At 47.7% G+C, this 16212-nt stretch carries 14 protein-coding genes and 2 pseudogenes; 3 read left to right on the plus strand and 13 right to left on the minus strand.

The genetic code is table 11. From position 1 onward, the window contains the following. Nucleotides 1-63: 63 nt before the first annotated feature. The 11 genes from gpmI to fdhF form a co-directional block, all read right to left on the minus strand. The gene (gene gpmI, locus NSQ19_RS11150) at nt 64-1599 is read right to left on the minus strand and encodes a 2,3-bisphosphoglycerate-independent phosphoglycerate mutase (RefSeq protein ID WP_029142773.1); all 1536 of its coding nucleotides are present in this window, start codon (nt 1597-1599) and stop codon (nt 64-66) included. Beyond that, nucleotides 1592-2353 carry a triose-phosphate isomerase gene (gene tpiA / locus NSQ19_RS11155; protein ID WP_340702850.1) on the minus strand — a complete coding sequence of 254 codons (762 nt, stop codon included), beginning with the start codon at nt 2351-2353 and terminating at the stop codon, nt 1592-1594. Before tpiA ends, gpmI begins: the two co-directional genes overlap by 8 nt. Nucleotides 2354-2379: 26 nt before the next feature. Beyond that, the gene (locus tag NSQ19_RS11160) at nt 2380-3564 is read right to left on the minus strand and encodes a phosphoglycerate kinase (RefSeq protein WP_340702851.1); all 1185 of its coding nucleotides are present in this window, start codon (nt 3562-3564) and stop codon (nt 2380-2382) included. 89 nt (nt 3565-3653) lie between these two features. Beyond that, nucleotides 3654-4661 carry a type I glyceraldehyde-3-phosphate dehydrogenase gene (gap, locus tag NSQ19_RS11165; protein WP_340702852.1) on the minus strand — a complete coding sequence of 336 codons (1008 nt, stop codon included), beginning with the start codon at nt 4659-4661 and terminating at the stop codon, nt 3654-3656. A gap of 65 nt (nt 4662-4726) precedes the next feature. Further along, a complete protein-coding gene (locus tag NSQ19_RS11170) occupies nt 4727-5755 on the minus strand; it encodes a sugar-binding transcriptional regulator (RefSeq protein WP_017551321.1) in 1029 nt (342 codons plus the stop codon). 135 nt (nt 5756-5890) lie between these two features. After that, complete coding sequence (locus tag NSQ19_RS11175; RefSeq protein WP_328013511.1) at nt 5891-6136, minus strand: glutaredoxin family protein; 246 nt, start codon at nt 6134-6136, stop codon at nt 5891-5893. Between the two features lie 199 nt (nt 6137-6335). Next, nucleotides 6336-7670, minus strand: coding sequence for an RNA polymerase factor sigma-54 (gene rpoN, locus NSQ19_RS11180; RefSeq protein WP_340702853.1), 1335 nt, complete (start codon nt 7668-7670; stop codon nt 6336-6338). 194 nt (nt 7671-7864) lie between these two features. Continuing rightward, a complete protein-coding gene (locus NSQ19_RS11185; protein ID WP_013860193.1) occupies nt 7865-7990 on the minus strand; it encodes a hypothetical protein in 126 nt (41 codons plus the stop codon). 14 nt (nt 7991-8004) lie between these two features. Next, nucleotides 8005-8223, minus strand: coding sequence for a heavy-metal-associated domain-containing protein (locus NSQ19_RS11190; protein WP_013860194.1), 219 nt, complete (start codon nt 8221-8223; stop codon nt 8005-8007). Then, nucleotides 8216-8722 carry a DUF1641 domain-containing protein gene (locus NSQ19_RS11195; RefSeq protein WP_285958805.1) on the minus strand — a complete coding sequence of 169 codons (507 nt, stop codon included), beginning with the start codon at nt 8720-8722 and terminating at the stop codon, nt 8216-8218. The genes NSQ19_RS11190 and NSQ19_RS11195 overlap by 8 nt, the downstream gene beginning before the upstream one ends. 71 nt (nt 8723-8793) lie before the next feature. Further along, complete coding sequence (gene fdhF / locus NSQ19_RS11200) at nt 8794-11787, minus strand: formate dehydrogenase subunit alpha (RefSeq protein WP_340702854.1); 2994 nt, start codon at nt 11785-11787, stop codon at nt 8794-8796. A gap of 128 nt (nt 11788-11915) precedes the next feature. Between fdhF and NSQ19_RS11205 the strand changes: the two genes are divergently transcribed. After that, nucleotides 11916-12098: a PCI domain-containing protein gene (locus NSQ19_RS11205; RefSeq protein ID WP_340702855.1), complete on the plus strand. Its 183-nt coding sequence runs from the start codon at nt 11916-11918 to the stop codon at nt 12096-12098. Between the two features lie 343 nt (nt 12099-12441). Here the strand turns inward: NSQ19_RS11205 and NSQ19_RS15770 are convergent. After that, a pseudogene (locus tag NSQ19_RS15770) lies at nt 12442-12756 on the minus strand (DUF4351 domain-containing protein); the annotation flags it as partial. 204 nt (nt 12757-12960) lie between these two features. Then, nucleotides 12961-15057 carry a transglycosylase domain-containing protein gene (locus NSQ19_RS11220; RefSeq protein WP_340702857.1) on the minus strand — a complete coding sequence of 699 codons (2097 nt, stop codon included), beginning with the start codon at nt 15055-15057 and terminating at the stop codon, nt 12961-12963. 227 nt (nt 15058-15284) lie between these two features. On the opposite strand from NSQ19_RS11220, the gene NSQ19_RS11225 reads away from it, so the two are divergent. Both NSQ19_RS11225 and NSQ19_RS11230 read left to right on the plus strand, forming a co-directional pair. Next, nucleotides 15285-15788 carry a universal stress protein gene (locus NSQ19_RS11225; RefSeq protein WP_017553697.1) on the plus strand — a complete coding sequence of 168 codons (504 nt, stop codon included), beginning with the start codon at nt 15285-15287 and terminating at the stop codon, nt 15786-15788. A gap of 317 nt (nt 15789-16105) precedes the next feature. Next, nucleotides 16106-16183, plus strand: a pseudogene (locus NSQ19_RS11230) (YjcZ family sporulation protein); the annotation flags it as partial. Nucleotides 16184-16212 lie beyond the last annotated feature (29 nt).

Below are 16212 nucleotides of genomic sequence, written 5' to 3' on the forward strand. Positions count from 1 at the left end.
CGTTTTCAGGGCGTCACTTTCACCGCATTTGGCCGGATTTTCCTTTTATCAGGCTTCCCAGGGTCATTTTTTAATCAGGCTTGTGCCTGTCATTTCTTTCGGTTTTTCAATGTTCAACAGATCAAGCATGGTCGGTGCCAGGTCGGCAAGGATGCCGCCGTCACGCACTTCAACGCCTTTTTTCGTGATGATGACCGGAACCGGATTTGTCGTATGGGCTGTCATCGGCTTGCCTTCCGGTGTCAGCACTTCATCTGAGTTACCGTGGTCAGCCGTGATAATAGCATAGCCGCCTTTTTCAAGGATCAGGTCCACTACTTTGCCGAGGCATTCATCGACAGCTTCGATCGCTTTAATGGTTGGTTCCAGCTTGCCGGAGTGGCCAACCATATCCGGGTTTGCAAAGTTCAAAATGATGGCATCTTGTTTGTCATTCCGGATTTGCTCCAGCAAAGCATCCGTTACTTCATAGGCGCTCATTTCCGGTTTCAAGTCATATGTTGCCACTTTAGGGGAATGGATTAAAATTCTTTCTTCCCCCGGAAATGGTTCTTCACGCCCGCCGTTCATAAAGAACGTCACATGCGGATATTTTTCAGTTTCTGCAATCCGCAGCTGTTTTAACCCGTGCTGTGCCAATACTTCGCCGATTGTATTGTCAAGGCTGACCGGTTTGAAGGCAACATAGCCTTTGACCGTTTCCGAAAAATGTGTCATGCAGACGAAGTACAAATCTTTCGGATGATTCGGGCCGCGGTCAAATGCACGGTAATCTTCATTCGTAAAAGCATTTGAAATTTGGATGGCACGGTCCGGGCGGAAGTTGTAGAAAATGACCGAATCATGGTCCTGAACCGTTGCCACCGGTGAGCCGTCTTCTTTTGTAATCACAGAAGGAATAACGAATTCATCAAAGATCCCGTTTTTATAGGAATCTTCAATCACCGCCATTGGGTTTGGATATTTCGGGCCTTCGCCGTATACCATGGCACGGTACGCTTTTTCCACACGGTCCCAGCGCTTGTCACGGTCCATGGAATAGTAACGGCCGGTAATCGTTGCAAATTCGCCAACGCCGTACTCTTTAAATTTTTCTTCCGTTGCTTTGATATATTTTTCCGCTGTTTTCGGGCCCACGTCACGGCCATCAAGGAATGCATGGACGTATACTTTTTTCACACCTTGATCGGCTGCGAATTTCAACAGTGCGAACATATGGCGGATATGGCTGTGCACGCCGCCGTCCGACAACAAGCCGAATAAGTGGAGGCTTGTCCCGTGTTTTTTCACATTTTCAACCGCGCCGAGGAAGGTTTCGTTCTTTTCAAACTCGCCTTCTTTGATCGACATGTCTACGCGCGTCAGATTTTGGTAAACGATACGCCCTGCACCGATGTTTGTATGGCCGACTTCCGAGTTCCCCATCTGGCCATCAGGAAGGCCGACGGATTCGCCGCTTGCGCTGAGCTGATTGTGCGGGAACTCTTTCCAGTAACGGTCAAAATTTGGTTTTTTTGCTTGGGCTACAGCATTGCCGTATGTTTCTTTCCGGCAGCCGAAGCCGTCTAAGATGATTAATGCTACAGGTGCTTTACTCATGGCTTACCGCCTCCAATAATTGCAAATAAGATTGCGGGTCAAGGCTTGCGCCGCCCACTAATGCACCGTCAATATCTGGTTGTTCCATGAATTCTTTAATGTTGCCGGGTTTTACACTGCCGCCGTATTGAATTCGGACACTGTCAGCAACATCCTGGCTGAATTGGTCCGCGATGGCACTGCGGATATAGGCACAAACTTCGTTGGCATCTTCGGCAGTCGAAGATTTGCCTGTTCCGATTGCCCAGATTGGTTCATAGGCAACGACAACCTGTTTTGCCTCGTCGCCGGAAAGCCCGGAAAAAGCAGCTTTTACCTGTGAACCGACGATTTGTTTTGTTTCATTGTTTTCCCGTTGTACCAGTGTTTCTCCCACGCATACGATTGGTGTTAAATGATGGGCAAAAGCAGCTTTCACTTTCTTATTGACTGCTTCATCCGTTTCATTAAACATTTCACGGCGTTCAGAGTGTCCCAGGATGACATATTCAACATGCAAATCCGCGAGTGCAACCGGGCTGATCTCGCCTGTAAAAGCACCGCTTTCTTCATAGTGCATGTTTTGGGCGCCAATTTTTACGCGGGTGCCTTTTGTTGCTTCCACCAGGCGTTCCAAAAAGAGCGCAGGCGCACAGATGACGCTGTCGACAACAGATTCGCCAGGTACCGAATGTTTTACCTCTTCGACAAAAGCCAGCGCTTCCGGCAAGGTTTTATTCATTTTCCAGTTCCCCGCAATGATCGGTTTACGCAATAAGGACACTCCCTTTCCTGATAAAATTATTTGTCATTTAAAGCTGCAACGCCTGGAAGTGTTTTCCCTTCCATAAATTCAAGCGATGCGCCGCCGCCCGTTGAAATATGGTCCATTTTTTCTGCCAGATGGAATTTTTCAACAGCTGCCGCAGAGTCGCCGCCGCCGATGATGCTGTAAGTGCCGGTTGCAGCCGCGAGCGCTTCTGCAACGCCTTTTGTCCCGTTGGCATACGCGTCCATTTCGAATACGCCCATCGGTCCGTTCCAAATGACGAGTTTCGATTCTTTGATGACTTTGGCATACAGTTCAACCGTTTTCGGGCCGATGTCAAGTGCCTGCCAGTCAGCCGGAATTTCTTCAATTGATACTTCTTTTTTGTTGGCCGTTTCGGAGAATTCGTCTGCTACGACCGCATCAACCGGCATATAGAAGTTGACGCCTTTTTCTTTCGCCTTTGCCATAAAAGAATTTGCAAGATCAATTTTGTCTTCTTCAAGCAGCGATTTGCCGATTTCATGACCTTTTGCTTTGACGAACGTATAAGCAAGGCCGCCGCCGATGATCAGGTTGTCGACTTTATCCAGCAAATTGTCGATGACGCCGATTTTGTCTTTGACTTTCGCGCCGCCGATAATGGCAGTAAAAGGGCGTTCCGGATTGGACAATGCTTTGCCGAGCACATCCAGTTCTTTTTGCATTAAAAAGCCGCATACTGCAGGCAAGTGATGGGCAATCCCTTCTGTTGATGCATGAGCACGGTGGGCAGCGCCGAATGCGTCGTTTACATACAGCTCAGCCAAAGATGCAAATTCCTTTGCCAGTTCCGGGTCATTTTTTTCTTCACCCGGGTAGAAACGGACGTTTTCAAGCAACAATATGTCGCCATTATTCATTTTGCTGATTTCCGCCTTAACCGATTCGCCGTAAGCTTCATTTGCTTTTTTGACGTCTTTTCCAAGCAGTTCACTCAGGCGTTTTGCAACCGGCGTAAGGCGCAGTTCTTCAACAACCTGGCCCTTAGGACGGCCGAGGTGGCTGGCAAGAATGACTTTCGCGCCGTTTTCCACCAAATATTTGATCGTTGGAAGGGCAGCGCGGATCCTTGTGTCATCCGTTACATAGCCGTCTTTTAACGGAACATTGAAGTCGACGCGGCAGAAAACGCGTTTGCCTTGCAATTCAACATCTTTAATCGATTTTTTGTTCATGGCAAAACGAACCTCCTTTTTATTCACGAGCATTGAAAAAAGGGAGAGGGGATTCTTCCCCACCCCCCTGCAACGTTTTATCGTTCAAATTAAAGGCCTTTAGAAGCGATGTATTCAACAAGGTCAACAACACGGTTGGAGTAACCGAATTCGTTGTCATACCAGGAAACAACTTTTACCATGTTCCCTTCGATAACCATTGTGGAAAGCGCATCGATTGTGGAAGAAACCGTTGTATGGTTGAAGTCACGGGATACAAGCGGTTCTTCAGTGTAAGCCAGGATGCCTTTCAATTCACCTTCAGCTGCTGCCTTCAATGCTGCGTTTACTTCTTCAACCGTTACGTCTTTGCCAAGTTCAGCAACAAGGTCAACAACAGAAACGTTTGGAGTCGGAACGCGCATTGCCATACCGTTTAATTTGCCTTTCAATTCAGGCAATACAAGGGCAACAGCCTTTGCAGCACCAGTTGTTGTAGGAATGATGCTTTGTGCTGCTGCACGAGCACGGCGGTAGTCTTTGTGCGGCAAGTCAAGGATTTGTTGGTCGTTTGTGTAAGAGTGAACAGTTGTCATCATACCACGTTTGATTTCAAATTTTTCATGCAGCACTTTTGCAAATGGCGCCAGGCAGTTTGTTGTGCAGGATGCATTCGAAATGACATTATGTTTTGCAGGATCGTATTTGTCTTCGTTAACACCCATAACGATCGTGATATCTTCGTTTTTAGCCGGAGCAGAAATTACAACTTTTTTCGCGCCTGCTTCCAAGTGTTTTGCTGCAGCATCACGGTTTGTGAAACGGCCTGTTGATTCAACAACAACTTCTACGCCGAGGTCGCCCCACCCGAGATTTGCAGGTTCGCGTTCAGCAAGCACTTTCACTTTATGGCCGCCTACAACGATGTAATCGCCGTCAACTGTTACTTCTTCTTCAAGATTTCCATGAACAGAATCGTATTTTAACAAGTGTGCAAGCATTTTTGCATCTGTCAGGTCATTGATTGCGACGATTTCAACATTAGGATTGCCTAGAGCAGCACGGAATACGTTACGTCCGATACGTCCAAATCCGTTAATACCAACTTTAACTGCCATTTGTATTTCCTCCTTGAGTCGTAAAAATTTTATATTTCAAAAGGGTTATCCCTTTTAAAAACAGGTTAGCGCCAAGCGAGAATTTGTTTTGCCGCCCCTTCGTCCGTAATCAGAACAGTGGATTCCGGCTTCGTGTTCATGTAGGCTTTAATGGCCTTTGCCTTGGATGCCCCGCCGGCAACCGCAAAAATATGGCGGATCTGGTGTAAATCTTCAAGTTGCAGGCCGATCGTCCGGACCTTGTGAACAATTTCACCATGTTCATTAAAATAGTACCCGAACGCTTCGCCGACTGCATGCCCGCGGATGATTTTCTCCATCTCTTCTTTTCCGGTCTTGCGGCGCTCTGCCATCGTCATGGCTTCGCCAATGCCGTGCAGCACAATATCCGCTTGTTTAATAAGGGTAAGAACTTCTTTAATGGACGGCTCATTTACGACCGATTTGTACACTTCCGGGCTGACCTGGTCAGGCACATATAATACCCTGTGTTTTCCGCCGGTCCTTTCCGCCATTTTTGCGCAGATCGTGTTGGCCTGGTTTGCGACATCTTCACCGATCCCGCCTCTGGCCGGCACGAACAGCAGCTGCCTCTTGGCACTGATATCGGGAGTTAACACATCTGCGACTGCGGCCATTGTCGATCCTCCGGTTACAGCGATTATATTGTTTCCCGTTAAGGCGGCTTTCATTCTTACAGCACAAGCCCTTCCAAGCTCGTTTTTTACCCACGGTTCTTTATCGCTGTCCCCTTGAACCACGACCACGTCTTCGAGGCCCAAAGCTTGTTTCAGCTTTTCTTCCGTTTCATTTATACCCGATATTTCTCTCATCATGCTTTCCATATTTTGTAATAAGGCAGCACCGTCATTTGTCACCGACATGCCCGAGGGTTTTACGTCAATGAGCTTTTGATTTTTCAAAAAATCCGTTTCGCTCCTCAGTACGCGTTCTGACATGCCGAGCATTTGCGCCAATGTTCTTCTTCCGACCGGTTCCGCAAAAGAAATGGAACGAAGGATCCGGTATCGTTTTTGCATGACAGCGAGGATATCGGGGTATAATTTTTTTTGAACCTCTATCAACGATCGCATAGACGATGTACTCCCTTAAATAATTATGTAGGTCGTGTTGAGTCCCATAGAGACATTTTTTGTCCCGCCTGCCTCAAAAAAAATTACCCTCGCTACATGTTTCATTCTAGCAGGATAAATTTTGCATTTCAACTATTATTGCTCATGAATTTCATGTAAGCGCTCCTTTATGGCAAAAAGGTGAATTCGCCCATATCCGAGCATTTCCCCTTTATACTCGACAACCGGGATCATAAGGCCGTATTTTTCCGTCCACGCATCGCATGATTCGATGTCTTTTTCAATCAGCCGGAACGGGATTTCCTTTTGCAGGCGTTGCAGCTGTTCTTTTGCTTCCGCACAAAGCGGGCATTGTTTTCTTGTATACAGCACCAGTTCCATTTTAAAATCATCTCCCTTTCCGGCCATTCGTGGCAGGAGCATGGGCTGTGCTCCCGGCATACACAAACAGGAATGGTTTTAAATGCACCGTTCGGTTATTTGTTTTCGCAAGGCGCGCGTTTGCCCGTTCCCGTCCGGTTCACCCTTTTTTTCCGGCAGAAGAAACGCGCAACTTCCGGTTTGAAAAATTTTTTCCTGCTTATTCGTACCTTTTTCTTTTGGAAGATGACGGAATGCCGAGCTGTTCGCGGTATTTTGCCACTGTTCGGCGCGAGATTTCAAACCCTTTTTCATTTAATACAGCCACAATTGCCTGGTCGGAAAGCGGCTTCCGCTTGTCTTCCCTGCTTACAAGTGCTGAAATTTCATTTTTGACCTCGGCGCTCGATGCCGCTTCTTCCCCGCCGGCAGAACGGATCGGCAAGGCGGTCGTGAAAAATGTTTTCAATGGAAAAGTCCCAAACGGCGTTTCCATATACTTTTCCCTCACTGCGCGGCTCACTGTCGACTCATGCATCCCGATTTCATCCGAAATTTCTTTCATCGTAAGCGGCTTTAAATGCCCTTTTCCATATAAAAAGAAATCCCGCTGTTTTTCAAGCAGTGCTGCACCGACTTTCAGCAGCGTTTCTTTCCGACTTTCGATGCTTTTTCGGATCCAGTAGTATTCCTGCGTTTTTTCTTTTAAATAGCGGGTGACGCTGGCATCTCCGGACGGATTCATGCTTGCATAGCTTTCATTCAAGCGGAGCTTTGGAACCTGGTTTTCTACAAGATACAATTCGAGCTTTCCCGCGTGATTTTTGACCAAAAGATCAGGAACGATGTATTGCGGCCGATCCGCCATAAAACCGGATCCCGGACGCGGGTTTAATGTCTGCACATAATCAGATACCCGCTGAATTTCCTGCAGGGAGATATCGAGTTTTTTCGCAATGCCTCTCCATTTTTTTTCGGCAAAATCGAGAAAATGGCGACTGATCAATTCTTCCGCATGCCCGGGCGCATCCGGATCCCTTTTTATCTGGATCAGCAGGCATTCCTGAAGCGATCTTGCGCCGATTCCGGCCGGATCCAGCGACTGGAGAATGCCAAGCGCTTTTTCGGCATCTTCTTCGGAAATGGCAGCCATTTTTGCCGCTTCCTGAACCTGGATTGTAAGATAGCCGTTTGCATCAAGATGGCGCGCATAAAGTTGGACCGCTTTCACGATTGCGTTTGGCAACGCTTTCATATCCAATTGGCTGATCAAAAAATCCGGGAGTGTTTCCGTCTGTGCAGGAATTTGTTCAATCCAGTTTTTGTCCTGGCTTTTTTTCTGCCCCTTTGCACGGCTCAAGCCGGAAAAACGGGAATCGACCAGTTTAATATTGGTGCTGGACAGTTCGATAAGAGGATTTTCTGCAGCTTTTTCTTCCAAAAAAGATGCGAGCTCCTGGGACGAGAACTGAAGAACCTCTATTGCTTGCTTTAATTCCTGGGTCATTGCCAGTTTCATTGATTGCTTTTGCCACAATCCGACTTGAAGATCCATAACATTCCCCCCTTGGCAATGATAGAAGGCTTCTCTTGCTTTTGTTTTTTATTTTACAACATTTTTGTGTTTTAGTATATGCAATGGCAAGAAGTCCCATGCTTTCGGGGATATGGGCAGCCGGCAATAAAGGCGCTATTTTTTCGGAAAATATGCGCATATAAATGGCGTTGCGATGCCGCAACGCCATTTGCTTAATTTTCATCTTCAAAATCGAATTTCCGGTCGGTCCGGCAGTTTTCACAGACATAAAGCACTCTTCTTGATTCCGCTTCGTTTTCTTCCGGTGCTTGGGAACCGCAGATTTCGCATACTTTCAAGTGCCTTCCTCCTTTTATGGTTCCATCATTTCGGCACGGTATCCCTGCTCCGTCACGGCTTGCACCATGTCGTGGCAGGATGCCGATTGGTCATTATAGGTAAACGTCGCTTCTTTTCTTGCCAAGCTTATTTCAATTTCGCGGACGCCCCAGACTTCATTCAGGGCGCGTCGGACTTTGGCGGCATCTTCTTCATTTACCATATCACTTACTTTCAACATCCCTTTAGCCAATGTCGGTTCCTCCTTTAGGAAGCGAATGGTTTTGCTCCATGGCTTCCCCCATCCCCGCCAAAACGCCAGCCATCATAGCAAGCGACCGTTTCACTTCCGGGGAGCGCATGCTTTTTCCGAGCTTCCACAGGCTCTCCTGCCCCCCGGATTGAGCTGCTTTTTCAAATCCGCTCGTGATGCCTGAAAGGATCGTTTGCAGTTGTTCCGGATCGATGGAACCTAAAAATTTAAATACGTTCATCCCGTTTTTGATGACATGGTACATGGCGGGCTGGTTCAGTTGCCCTAAAGCAATTTCGGCAACATCAACGCGGTTTTGGAGCAGGCCTTCCATCGCGTTGAGCACGCCCATGCCATCCAGCTGTTTGATGATCTCCAACAATTTAATCAGTGATTCCCCGTTTTCAGCGGCTGCCTTTACAACCGCCGACATAGACGCTGCCTGCCATTCTTCTGGGGCCGGATCCACTTGTTTAATTTGCCTGATCGCCTTCGCCATACGCTTTCCCTCCCGGCTTTATTAATTTCACGGCCGGGACAGAGCCTTCCCGCCCGCGGTATTCTTTCCGATTACCGGCCCGTCCCGTTTGCCTGGTCACCTTCGCCATCTGCTTTTCCTCCCGGTGAAAATAGTGCCGTGATCGGGATAAAGTCATCCCGCTTCCATTTTTCTTCCACTCTTACACTGATTTGCGGAATCCGGTTGCCGTAACGGTGGTTCACCTTTGGCAGTGGCGTTTTTCCTTTTTCTTCCAAAATCTCCATTTTTACGCCTATTTCTTTGTAGTTCGGGGTATGGGTCACCCGGTCATGATAGCTGCTCGTCAGCCGGTTCACCATTTCATTCTCTTTCCGGGCGTTCATCGTTAAGTACAATTCTTTTCCTTGAACCCGCCCGGTCACAACAGCCCGCACTTTCACCTTTCCGTAAGGCGATGTCAGCCGTACAAGCGCCCCGTCTTTTATCCCCCGTTCTTCCGCCGCCTCCGGTGAAATTTCAAGCCACGGCTCCGGCACTTTGTGATGAATGCCCGGGGAACGGTCCGTCAAATTTCCTTCATGGAACTGTTCTAGCAGGCGGCCATTGTTAAGATGGTAATCGAATCCCTCTCCGGCTGAAAAAGGCGGTTCCCAGTCAACCGGCACAAGCCGGGCTTTGCCGTCCGGAAAGGCAAAACGGTCTTGATACAGAAGCGGCGTGCTCGTACCGTCTTTTTTAACCGGCCAAATTTGGCTGTTAAAGCCTTCCAGTCTCTCGTAGCTGATGCCGGCAAAGTACTTTGCCAGGCTTGCCGCTTCCGCCATGATTTCGCCGGGATGCTGGTAATGCCACTGGGCGCCCATTTTGTTCGCGAGCTCCTGGAAGATGACCCAATCCGGCTTCGATTCGCCCATCGGTTCAAATACCTGGTAAAAGCGCTGGATGCGCCGTTCCGTATTGGTAAACGTTCCTTCTTTCTCAAGGCTCGGCGCAGCCGGCAGGATCACATCGGCAAATTGGGCCGTTTTGCTGAAAAACATATCTTGCACAACAAAAAAGTCGAGCTTTTCCAGATGTTCTTCCACAAAATTAATATTGGAATCAACGATCGCCATTTCTTCACCGAACAGGTAGAGCCCCCGGAGCTTGCCGCTTTCTATCCCGCCGATCATTTGATGATTGTCAAGCCCCGGGTTTTCCGGAAGTTTAACCCCCCAAGCTTTTTCGTATCGTTCCCTTACTTCGTTATCTTCTACCGGTTCGTAGCCCGGGAACCAGGCGGGCATCGTTCCAAAATCACAGGCGCCTTGCACATTATTGTGCCCTCTGAGCGGATATGCCCCCGTCCCAGGGCGGCCGTAATTGCCGGTAACCAGCAACAAGTTGGAAATGGCCGTGCTTGCATCAGTCCCGCATATGTGCTGGGTGATGCCCATCGCCCAAAGAATGCAAACGGATTTGGCTTCATGGATCATCGTTGCCATTTTGATTAAGTTCTCTTTGGAAATGCCGGTTTTTTCTTCGGCAAATGCCAGCGTGTATTTTTCCAGTGAAGCTCTGAACCGGTCTAACCCTTTGACCCTGGCTTCAAGAAATGCTTTGTCTTCCCAGCCCTGATCGAGAATGTATTTTGTCACAGCATTAAGCCAAATCAAATCCGTGCTTGGCTTCGAATGGATAAATAAATTGGCGCGGCTGGCCAGTTCGTTTTCCCTTAAATCGACGACCATAAGTTTTTGCCCGTGCAATTTGTGCGCCCGTTTTATGCGTGTCGCAAGGACAGGATGGGATTCGGCCGGATTCGCGCCCACCGTAACCACCAAATCCGCCTGCTGGATATCCCGGATGGTGCCGGAGTCCCCGCCGATGCCTACGGTCCGCAAGAGCCCTGACGTTGCCGGCGACTGGCAGTAACGCGAGCAATTATCCAAATTATTGGTACCGATGATCGCGCGGGCAAATTTTTGAAAGAGATAGTTTTCTTCGTTCGAACATTTGGATGAAGCGATAAAGCCAAGCGCGTCCGGCCCGTGCTGTTCTTTTATTTCCTGCAATTTGCTTGCGATCAGATTCAGGGCTTCATCCCAGCTTGCTTCAACAAATTCTTCCCCTTTGCGGATAAGCGGCTTTGTCAAACGCTCTTCGCTGTTGACGAAGTCCCACCCGAACTTTCCTTTGATACATGTCGAGATGCCGTTTACCGGCGCATGTTCCTGCGGCTCAACTTTTAAAATATGGCGCCCTTTTGTCCAAATTTCAAAACTGCAGCCGACCCCGCAATAGGTACAAACGGTTTTCGTTCTTTTGATTCTCGATTTCCGCATCGCCGACTCCATTTCGGATATGGCGAAAATTTCTTTATACCCCGGTTCGACTTCTTTTGTGAGATCAATCATCGGCTCCAGCACTTTTGGCGGGATGCCGGTTAAATACCCTGCTTCCCCGAGCATGGACTTTTCCATAAGCGCATTGCACGGGCAGACCGTGACGCAATGGCCGCAAGATACACATGAGGACTCATCAATAGGAACATCCTGATCCCAGATCACTCTTGGCACTTCCCGGTCCCAGTCAATCGTCAATGTTTCATTGACTTGCAGATCCTGGCAGGCCTCCACACACCTTCCGCAAAGAATGCACTGGTCCGGTTCATAGCGGTAAAAAGGATGGGATTGGTCCGGCGGGTAGGGTTTGGCTTCAAACTGGTATTTCTGATGCTCGATTTCAAGATGCTCGGCCGTGTTATGGACAACGCAATTGCCATTATTGTTGTCACACACAGTGCAATAAAGCTCGTGGTTTTTCAGAATCCGTGACATTGCTTCATATTGGGCATCTTTTACAGGTTTGGAAACGGACTCCACGTCCATTCCCGGCTTTGCCTTGGTTGCACATGCCCGTACCAAATTCCCGTCCACGTTCACAAAACAGGTATCACAAGTTTGAATTGATCCGAGATTCGGGTGGTAACAGATGGCGGGGATGTATATATCGTGGGCATTGGCCACTTCCAAAATCGTTTGCCCTTTACGCGCCGCCAGTTCTTGCCCGTTTATTCGAATCGAAAAGGTTGTTTCTTCCATCATCGGCCCCCATTTCATGCCTTTTTTATTAGGATTGCCAATTGGCTTTCTTCTATAACTGCTTTGGGATTGTTTCTTTGCCGTTTTGTGCATAATAAAAGCAGTTTTTTAAAAAAGGGGATTAAACCATGGAACAAGCGAAATTGTATGAACGAATCAAAAACATGATCATATCATCCACAAAAGAACCGAAATATACTGCACTGTCTGCTGTCAAGCTGGCCGATTTATTTGACACGGACCCTCGTGAAATAGAGAAGGCCATCAGGGAATTGGTTGAGCAAGGAAAACTGAAGAAATCCAAACTGTAGGGGCCGCCGCGCGCGGACATCTATTCTTTGCCTTGACTTGTCCCGCTCCCTGCATCCGGCAAAGCGGGTTCGAAAAAATGAAAAAACATGGATGGAGGCTTGCATAAACCGGCTGTGGATGCTACCCTGTAAGAGAGGATTAAACAGCTAAGGGTGGGGAATTTATGAACGGGTTTATGAAAAAACAATATTTGCCTATGGCAATCGTTGCCATCGCTTTGGGCATCGTGATGGCCCCGTTTGTTTTAAACTTGATTGCCTATCTTGCCTTGCGATAAATTTCATGGACAGCTCCTGTTAAAAAGCGGGAATTTTTCAGATTCCCGCTGCATTGTGTTGCGCCTTAGGAATGCTCCAGTTGCTGTTTTATTTTTTCCACTTCTGTCCGGCTCAGGTCGGTCATTTTAACAATCAATTGTAGTTCCAGGCCATTCTTGAGCATCCTGGAAACAATCGTTTTTCTCTCTTCTTTCCTTCCTATACCCGCGGTCAAAGTAGGAATTTGGCAGCTTCAGTACTTGTTCTGCTTCGTCCGTGTCCAGCATTTTAATGTTTTCATTACTTCCGCCTCCTCTTCTTCGTTCACTTTTAAATAAAAATCAAAGAAACCATACAACAGCCTCATTTTTGCCGGGTCAAGTTCCAACCGGGCCAGCATCCAATTATTTTCTTATTTTTCAGTTTTATTTAATAGGACAAATGTCCGTTCTTCAAGTGCTTTTCACTCTCCCAGGTTGCGGAATGAAGCAGCATACGGGGGAAAGCATGCAGTCCCCCGCAACCTTTTTGAAAGGCAATCAACAATTAAAGCCGAAACGCCTCCCCTGATTGAAAGACATTCCGGCTTTATAAATGAGTATGTTTACTGGCCAAGAATTCCTTTCAGCTGCTCTTTCAACTTATCTGCTGCACCTTTCCAGAATCCCTGGTTATCCTCGATTTTTTTCTGCAATTTATCAACTTGTTCTTTTATCGTTTCATCGATGTTTTGCAGTTTTTCTTTTAACGGGTTGCCGTTTTCCTTCTGGTCATTGATAGATTCCACCCCGAGGTCACCCGGCTTTGTATATTTTAGCGTGGCATTCATCACGCTGTTGAAAACCGGCACAATGCCCTGTTCGCTCAGGCCGTATAAATAATGGTTCCGGTCTGTATGGTCATATCCCATCCAGACCACCCCGACAAGATTAGGCGTATAGCCCGCAAACCATTGGTCCATTGTACCGTCAACCCCGCTGAACGGCAATTGGGTGGAGCCTGTTTTTCCAGCAATTTTATAACCGGGGACCGCTACCCCTTTGCCGGTTCCGGATTCCACAACATTCAGCAGCATGGATGTCATTTCCTGGGAAACTTTTTTCGATATGACCCTTTCCTGCTTGTCTTTATATGCTACCAAAACTTTTCCGGTCGGGCTCACGATTTTTGTAATGATATGCACTTCCGACCGTTTCCCGTTGTTTGGAAACGTGGTGTAGGCTTCGGCAATGTCTTCGGGGGAAACGCCGTTTTGAATATTCCCGAGCGCAATGCCGAGCTGCTTGTCCTTCTTGGTGACCGGGATGCCGAATTTTTTCGCCGATTCGTACCCTTTTTCCACCCCGATTTTATTCAACAGCCAGACGGCAGGAAGATTGAGCGATTTTTCGACAGCCATGTACATCGGCACTTTACCGAGATATTGGTTGTTATAGTTTTTCGGCGCATAACCGCCTTTAAACGTCATTACTCTATCTTGCAGCATCGATTCGGGGTTGTACCCTTCTTCAAGTGCCGGCGTATAGACGGTAATCGGCTTCATGATCGATCCAGGCTGCCGTTTCAGCTGCGTTGCCCTGTTGAAGCCGCGGAATACTTTTTCTCCCCTTCCCCCGACAAGACCGCGGACGCCGCCGGTTGACGGATCTACAAGGATTGCCCCGCTTTGGATGATCTGGCCGGATGTGCCGGACGGAAAGAGTGATGATTGCCGGTAAACATTTTCCAATGCCGTTTGAATATTTTGATCCATTGCCGTATAAATTTTATACCCTCTTGTTAAGATCTCTTCCTGTGTCAGGCCATATTGATCGATTGCCTCGTCCAGCACCGCATCGACGTAATATGGGTATTTGACCGTCAGCGCATCTGTTTTTTTATCTTTTAGCGCAAGCTTTTCGCTTTTTGCCTGTTCATACTGGGATTTCGTGATCATCCCGTACTCTTTCATTGCGAAAAGCACGACATTGCGGCGGTGAATGGCACGGTTATAATGGCGGTACGGGTCGAGTGCATTCGGTGAATTAACAAGGCCCGCCAAAGTTGCCGATTCGGATAAGTCCAGATCTTCCACGTCTTTTCCAAAATATTTATTGGCCGCTTTTTCAACACCCCAGGCGCCTTCCCCGAAATAGACCTGGTTTAAATACATCTCCAAAATTTCTTTTTTTGTGTAATGCTTCTCAATTTCAATCGCCAAAAAAAGCTCCTGAATTTTCCTTTTTAATGTCCGTTCCGGGGAAAGTAGCGCATTTTTCGTTAATTGCTGGGTAATGGTGCTTCCCCCGGCAGCCGCCCCGCCGATCCGGATATCTTTTAAAAGAGCGCTCAAGGTACCGATGATATCAAACCCGTGGTGTTTGTAGAAACGGTGGTCTTCGATTGCTACTACCGCATTTTGCAGGTCTTCCGGCATTTTTTTAATCGATACGCCTTCCGAGCGGTTTGCAGAAATTCTGCTTGCTGTGTCCCCGTCTTTGTCATAAATAACGGTCGTCTGTTCCAGCCCTTTTTTTAACTGCCCGACATTCGCGCTTTTTGCGTAATAAGCAAAAAAAGCTAAAAAGCCAAGCAATGAAAGAGAGGCGGCCAGAATGATAATTTGAGTCATATGGGCTCTTTTCCAAACTTTTTTGAAACCGTTCCAAAATCCCCAGAAATAAGGTCTGAATTTATCTATATAAGGTTTGAATTTGTTCATATCTGTCGATGTCCTCATCTTTCCCCAATCTGTGAAACTGCTATCTCAAACACCCGGCTGATTGGCCCTTAAGCAAAAGGATATTATGAATGGCCGGAAAAATCAATGACCCCTGTAGAAAATGCAGTTCTTAAAAACCAAAAAAATATGCTGAAACCGTTTTTTTCTTCTCGTTCCGGGTAAAGAAAAGAGGGTGTTCCAAGCCATACATGAGAGGATGATGGTACATGTATCAGCATATTGCCATTGCATACGATGACTCGGAGGGGAGCCGGAAAGCGCTGGACAGGGCCTGTTCATTTGCCCTTGCCTTAAGAGATATAAAATTATCCGTTGTCCACGTGAACCAGGAAAGTGAAGTGGCAGCACCGGTACCGGATGAAAACATCGGCGTGCCGCCAACCATTTCCGTTCCGGGGCTGGACGGGCGGGTTTACCCGGTTGACCCGCCGCCTGTTGATGAACCTTCCACACAGCAATTCATCCTGAACGATGCGGAGGAAGTCATGAATCATGCCCGCAAATTATTGGATGCAAAAGGGGTCAAAGCCGATACCCATATTTTAGAAGGCAAGGTGGCCGACAGCATCATTGATTTCGCCCGCAACGAGAATGTAGACTGCATCATTACCGGAAGCAGCGGAAAAAATGCTGTAAAAAGTTTGTTCATTGGAAGTGTAAGCAAAAGCCTTGTAAAAAATGCGGATGTGGATGTGCTTGTCGTAAAATAAGCCACCGGCACCGCTCATGGGAAAAACTGTAGGAAAAGCAATTCAAATAGACAAAAAAACTTGTTTGCCGGCGAACAATCCCGGACTGGCAAACATGGCCGCATTCTGGCGGAAAACCGGGGCGGACGTGCAGGAAAGCAGTGCCAGGGCCGCCCGGATCAGAATGCTTTTTTTCTATTCCTTGATAAACGTCCAAACTTCTGCCTTCCATCTTGCATACATTAACATTGCACGACGGAAAGACGGAGGTGAAAAATATGGGCTTTTGGGGCTGCGGATACGGCGGATACGGCGGCTATGGCGGTGGCTATGGCTGCGGATACGGCAACAGCTTTGCGCTGATTGTTGTGCTGTTTATTCTGTTGATTATTGTCGGTGCCGCTTACCTGTTCTAAGAACCGGGGCCCGGCCTTATTGGGCACGG

Origin of the sequence: Weizmannia sp. FSL W8-1119 (assembly GCF_038008605.1) — a bacterium.
Taxonomy (GTDB): Bacteria; Bacillota; Bacilli; order Bacillales; family Bacillaceae_C; genus Weizmannia; species Weizmannia coagulans.

Excerpts from the sequence above, each read along its gene's own strand:
- NSQ19_RS11205 (WP_340702855.1), top strand. The coding sequence starts at position 11,916 with ATGGAACAAGCGAAATTGTATGAACGAATCAAAAACATGATCATATCA.
- NSQ19_RS11195 (WP_285958805.1), bottom strand. The coding sequence starts at position 8,722 with ATGGCGAAGGCGATCAGGCAAATTAAACAAGTGGATCCGGCCCCAGAA.
- NSQ19_RS11160 (WP_340702851.1), bottom strand. The coding sequence starts at position 3,564 with ATGAACAAAAAATCGATTAAAGATGTTGAATTGCAAGGCAAACGCGTT.
- fdhF (WP_340702854.1), bottom strand. The coding sequence starts at position 11,787 with ATGGAAGAAACAACCTTTTCGATTCGAATAAACGGGCAAGAACTGGCG.
- rpoN (WP_340702853.1), bottom strand. The coding sequence starts at position 7,670 with ATGGATCTTCAAGTCGGATTGTGGCAAAAGCAATCAATGAAACTGGCA.
- NSQ19_RS11220 (WP_340702857.1), bottom strand. The coding sequence starts at position 15,057 with ATGAACAAATTCAAACCTTATATAGATAAATTCAGACCTTATTTCTGG.
- NSQ19_RS11170 (WP_017551321.1), bottom strand. The coding sequence starts at position 5,755 with ATGCGATCGTTGATAGAGGTTCAAAAAAAATTATACCCCGATATCCTC.
- NSQ19_RS11175 (WP_328013511.1), bottom strand. The coding sequence starts at position 6,136 with ATGGAACTGGTGCTGTATACAAGAAAACAATGCCCGCTTTGTGCGGAA.
- gpmI (WP_029142773.1), bottom strand. The coding sequence starts at position 1,599 with ATGAGTAAAGCACCTGTAGCATTAATCATCTTAGACGGCTTCGGCTGC.
- NSQ19_RS11225 (WP_017553697.1), top strand. The coding sequence starts at position 15,285 with ATGTATCAGCATATTGCCATTGCATACGATGACTCGGAGGGGAGCCGG.
- gap (WP_340702852.1), bottom strand. The coding sequence starts at position 4,661 with ATGGCAGTTAAAGTTGGTATTAACGGATTTGGACGTATCGGACGTAAC.